This is a genomic window from Synechocystis sp. LEGE 06083 (assembly GCF_015207725.1).
Lineage (GTDB): Bacteria > Cyanobacteriota > Cyanobacteriia > Cyanobacteriales > Microcystaceae > Synechocystis > Synechocystis salina.
Genome location: NZ_JADEWJ010000320.1, coordinates 1 through 3,971 on the forward strand (window position 1 = coordinate 1; position 3,971 = coordinate 3,971).

The window sequence follows — 3,971 nt, forward strand, 5'->3', positions numbered from 1 at the left end:
GGTGATCAGATCTGAGTTATTAGCCCTTAGCAGCGGCGGCCACTTCTTCAGCAAAGTTAGTTTCTGCTTTTTCGATGCCTTCGCCAAGGTTAAAGCGAATAAAGCGACGAACTTGGATGTTTTCCCCCAATTCGGCGATCGCCTGTTTGACCAATTCTTCGATGGTGAGATTTTGGTCTTTGATGTAGGGCTGGTCCAGCAAAGATAACTCCTTCAGGCGTTTGTCGATGCGGCCTTGGACAATCTTTTCTTTGATGTTGGCAGGCTTTTTGCCCAGGTCATCGCGCCCCATTTCAATTTCCTTCTCTTTAGCCACCATTTCCTGGGGAATATCAGCCACACTGACATATTCCACGTTGGGACAGGCGGCAATCTGCATGGCCACATCGTTAACCAAATCTTTAAACCGATCGCCCCGGGCCACGAAATCAGTTTCGCAGTTAACTTCCACCAACACGCCAATGCGGCCACCAAAGTGAATATAGCTGTGGACCAAACCTTCGGCGGCGGTGCGGCCAGATTTTTTATCAGCGGAGGCAATACCCTTCTGCCGGAGCCATTCAATGGACTTTTCTAAATTACCCTCATTTTCCTTTAGGGCTTTTTTGCAATCCATCATGCCCGCGCCGGTTTTATCGCGCAGTTCCTTCACGAGTTGAGCGGTAATTTCTGCCATGGTTATCGTTCCTAATCAGTTTTTCTATGATTGCACGGTAATTATTGGGCTAAGGGAAAAAAGTGATGGCCAACACCAGCTAGATATTTCCCTAGCACCGGGACTGGGTTTCCCTCGGCCCATCGGGAGGACAAAGGGAAAAAGGGACAAAATTTAAGCTTCTGGGGTTGCCGTAGCTTCTGCTTCAGCCACTTCCTCCACCTCTTCAGCAGCTTCTACTTCCAGATTATCCCCATCTAAACCTTCGTCAAATTCCTCGTAGTCATCGCTGACATCCGGCTGACCATGGCGGCCTTCATAGATGGCATCGGCTAATTTGCCCACAATCAGTTTGATGGAACGGATCGCGTCATCGTTGGCGGGGATGGGCACATCTACCACATCGGGATCACAGTTGGTATCCAACATGGCGATGATGGGAATGCCTAGTTTCTGGCACTCGTGGATGGCGTTATGTTCCCGTCGTTGGTCGACGATTACCACCACGTCAGGGAGCTTGCGCATATTTTTGATGCCGCCGAGGTACTTCTGTAGTTTGCCCAATTCCCGCCGGAGCATGGAACCTTCCTTTTTGGGGCGACGATCAATGGCACCACTGCTTTCTAGGGCTTCCAATTCCTTCAGGCGATCGACCCGTTTGCGGATGGTTTCCCAGTTGGTGAGCATGCCCCCCAACCACCGTTGATTAACGTAGTGAGCTCCACAGCGTTGGGCTTCCTGGGAAATGATGCCAGCGGCTTGGCGCTTGGTGCCGACGAACAAAAACTTTTTGCCGCTGATGGTGGAAGAACGCACATATTCATAGGCATCTTCCATCAGTTGGGCGGTTTGCACTAGGTCAATGATATGTACACCATTGCGGGCGGTGTAGATATATTGATCCATGCGGGGGTTCCAGCGGCGGGTTTGGTGGCCGAAGTGAACACCAGACTCTAGCAAATCTGCGAGAGAAACTACGGGCATGTTAAATTTTCTCCTATTCGGGTTTATCCTTCATCCAAGGGAATTTCAGCTTGTTGCAGAAACACCCGAAAGCTTGGATGTGCGAATTTTTGACAACCTTTCTAGTCTAGCAGGCGATCGCCACGGTTACCACCAAAAAATAAGCCTCGTTAGCCGTCACCAAGCTTAATGACAAAGCTTAGGATAATCTCTAAAAATTTCATCAACCAAATAAAAGTCCAGGGTACAGGAGTTGAACCTGTCTAGGGCGAATTATGAGTTCGCTGCCTCAACCGCTCGGCCAACCCTGGTAATCGGTTTGTGGGGAAACACCCAGGGATATATTCTAAACCACGGCCTACCCCCCAGGAGAGCAATCAATAATTTCCCTCGGGATCGATTATTTAATCTTTTGAGATCAAGATGATTTTGAAATTTCCTGGGGCATAATGAATCGAGCTATCCAAAAAACCATTGCAATGGCGATCGCCAGGTTATGTCCACCAAAAGTAAGATTTTTCTTGTTCTGTTAGTTTTTTGTCCCCTCTCCTGGGCCGCCCACTGGTTGGGGTGGGGGGAAACGACGGTGTTCATTTTGGCGGGTTTGGCCATTGTGCCCCTAGCAGCCTTCATGGGCACCGCCACGGAGGAAATCGCTGTGGTCATCGGTCCCAATGCGGGGGGCTTGCTCAATGCTACCTTCGGCAACGCCACGGAGCTAATCTTGGCTTACATTGCCCTGAAGGAGGGATTGATCGATGTAGTCAAGGCCACCCTGACGGGATCAATTATTGGCAACTTACTGCTGGTAATGGGTTTTGCCGTCTTCCTGGGGGGATTGCGCTATAAGGAACAGAATTTCCAACCGATCGCCGCCCGTTTAAATGCCTCCACCATGAATTTGGGGGTAGTGGCCATTCTTTTGCCCACAGCGTTGCAATATACCTCCACAGGGGTGACGGAAACGGTTTTGCAAAATTTGTCCGTGGCCGTAGCCGTAGTGTTGATCGGGGTTTACTTGCTTTCTCTGGTATTTTCCATGGGAACCCACGCCTATTTGTACGATGTGGGTTTAGCTGAAAATATGGAAATGCCGGAACTCGGCGAAACCATGGCGGAACCATCCCCTCCCACAGAAGAGGAAAAACCAAATCTTTGGCTTTGGACGGGGGTTTTATTGGCCGTCACCCTGGGGGTAGCCGTGGAGTCGGAATTACTGGTGGGCTCCCTTGAAGTGGCCACAGAGTCCCTGGGATTAACTGCCCTGTTTACTGGGGTAATTCTCCTACCTATTATTGGTAATGCCGCTGAGCATGCCACCGCCGTCACTGTGGCCATGAAGGACAAAATGGATCTTTCCATGTCTGTGGTGATGGGATCGAGCCTGCAAATTGCCTTTTTTGTGGCACCAGTCCTGGTCATCGTCGGCTGGGCGATCGGTCAACCCATGGACTTAAATTTCAATCCTTTCGAGTTGGTGGCGGTATTGGTGGCGGTGTTGATTGTCAACTCCATCAGTGGTGACGGCAGTTCCAATTGGTTAGAGGGGGTCCTATTGCTCGCCACCTATGCAATTGTGGCCCTCGCCTTTTACTTCCATCCCACCCTGATCTAGTGCGTAGTTTTTGGAAACCCTAAACCCGGGGTAATGTGACCGATTGGGGCTGATTTTGATATTTACCCCTTCTGGTTTCATAGCTAATGTCGCAGTTTTCCCCTTCAAAAAAGAGCAGTTGCACAATGCCTTCATTGGCGTAAATACGGCAATCGGCACTGGAGGAATTAGAAAATTCCAGGGTGAGGTGACCACACCACCCCGCTTCCCCCGGAGTTAAATTGGCGATAATGCCAGCCCGAGCGTAAGTACTTTTACCGATACAAAGCACAGTGACATTGGCGGGGATCGCTAATCTTTCCACTGCCACCCCTAGGCCATAGGAGTGGGCCGGCAAAATAAAATAACTGCCACTGCTATCTTTGTGGAGTTGGGTTGCTTCCAAATTGTGGGGATTAAAGTTTTTGGGGTCAACTACAGTGCCCGGAATATGACGAAAAATGCGAAAATCCGCCGCCGAAAGTCGAATATCATAACCAAAACTGCTTAGACCAAAAGAAATAGCCGGTTCCCCTTCTATTTGCCGCATTAGCTGGGGTTCAAAGGGCTCAATCATGCCTTGGGCGGCCTGGGCGCGGATCCAAATGTCATTTTTGATCATGGGCAAAGTTCAAGGAAATAAAGCGGCAATCATTATAGCCGGATCAATGGCGATCGCCGACGAGAATAATTAAAGCTAGTCTTGTCGTGATGTGGTCAACGGAATAATTAATCATCAAAAAGGCTAAAAATGTTTAT

Annotated in this window: 6 protein-coding genes and 1 tRNA gene; 3 read left to right on the forward strand and 4 right to left on the reverse strand. The window is 49.5% G+C overall.

The features are described from left to right. Nucleotides 1-19: 19 nt before the first annotated feature. A complete protein-coding gene (gene tsf, locus IQ219_RS17645; RefSeq protein WP_190597694.1) occupies nucleotides 20-676 on the reverse strand; it encodes a translation elongation factor Ts in 657 nt (218 codons plus the stop codon). Between tsf and IQ219_RS17650 the strand changes: the two genes are divergently transcribed. Then, nucleotides 675-833 (forward strand): hypothetical protein, encoded by a 159-nt coding sequence (locus IQ219_RS17650; protein ID WP_194073472.1) that lies wholly within the window; start codon nucleotides 675-677, stop codon nucleotides 831-833. The two genes, tsf and IQ219_RS17650, sit on opposite strands and share 2 nt — an antisense overlap. On the opposite strand, the gene rpsB is transcribed toward IQ219_RS17650, so the two are convergent. Further along, entirely contained in the window at nucleotides 830-1,639 is an 810-nt protein-coding gene (rpsB, locus tag IQ219_RS17655; protein WP_190597695.1) for a 30S ribosomal protein S2, read from the reverse strand. The genes IQ219_RS17650 and rpsB overlap by 4 nt on opposite strands. Between rpsB and IQ219_RS17660 the strand changes: the two genes are divergently transcribed. Next, entirely contained in the window at nucleotides 1,638-1,808 is a 171-nt protein-coding gene (locus tag IQ219_RS17660; RefSeq protein WP_190597696.1) for a hypothetical protein, read from the forward strand. The genes rpsB and IQ219_RS17660 overlap by 2 nt on opposite strands. 48 nt (nucleotides 1,809-1,856) lie before the next feature. Here IQ219_RS17660 and IQ219_RS17665 read toward each other — a convergent pair. After that, nucleotides 1,857-1,929 (reverse strand) — tRNA-Ile (locus IQ219_RS17665). A gap of 185 nt (nucleotides 1,930-2,114) precedes the next feature. On the opposite strand from IQ219_RS17665, the gene cax reads away from it, so the two are divergent. After that, nucleotides 2,115-3,233, forward strand: a complete 1,119-nt coding sequence (cax, locus tag IQ219_RS17670) for a calcium/proton exchanger (RefSeq protein WP_194073473.1) — start codon at nucleotides 2,115-2,117, stop codon at nucleotides 3,231-3,233. Nucleotides 3,234-3,252: 19 nt separating this feature from the next. Here the strand turns inward: cax and dcd are convergent, their stop codons facing one another. Continuing rightward, the gene (gene dcd, locus IQ219_RS17675) at nucleotides 3,253-3,834 is read right to left on the reverse strand and encodes a dCTP deaminase (RefSeq protein ID WP_190597698.1); all 582 of its coding nucleotides are present in this window, start codon (nucleotides 3,832-3,834) and stop codon (nucleotides 3,253-3,255) included. Nucleotides 3,835-3,971: the final 137 nt, after the last annotated feature.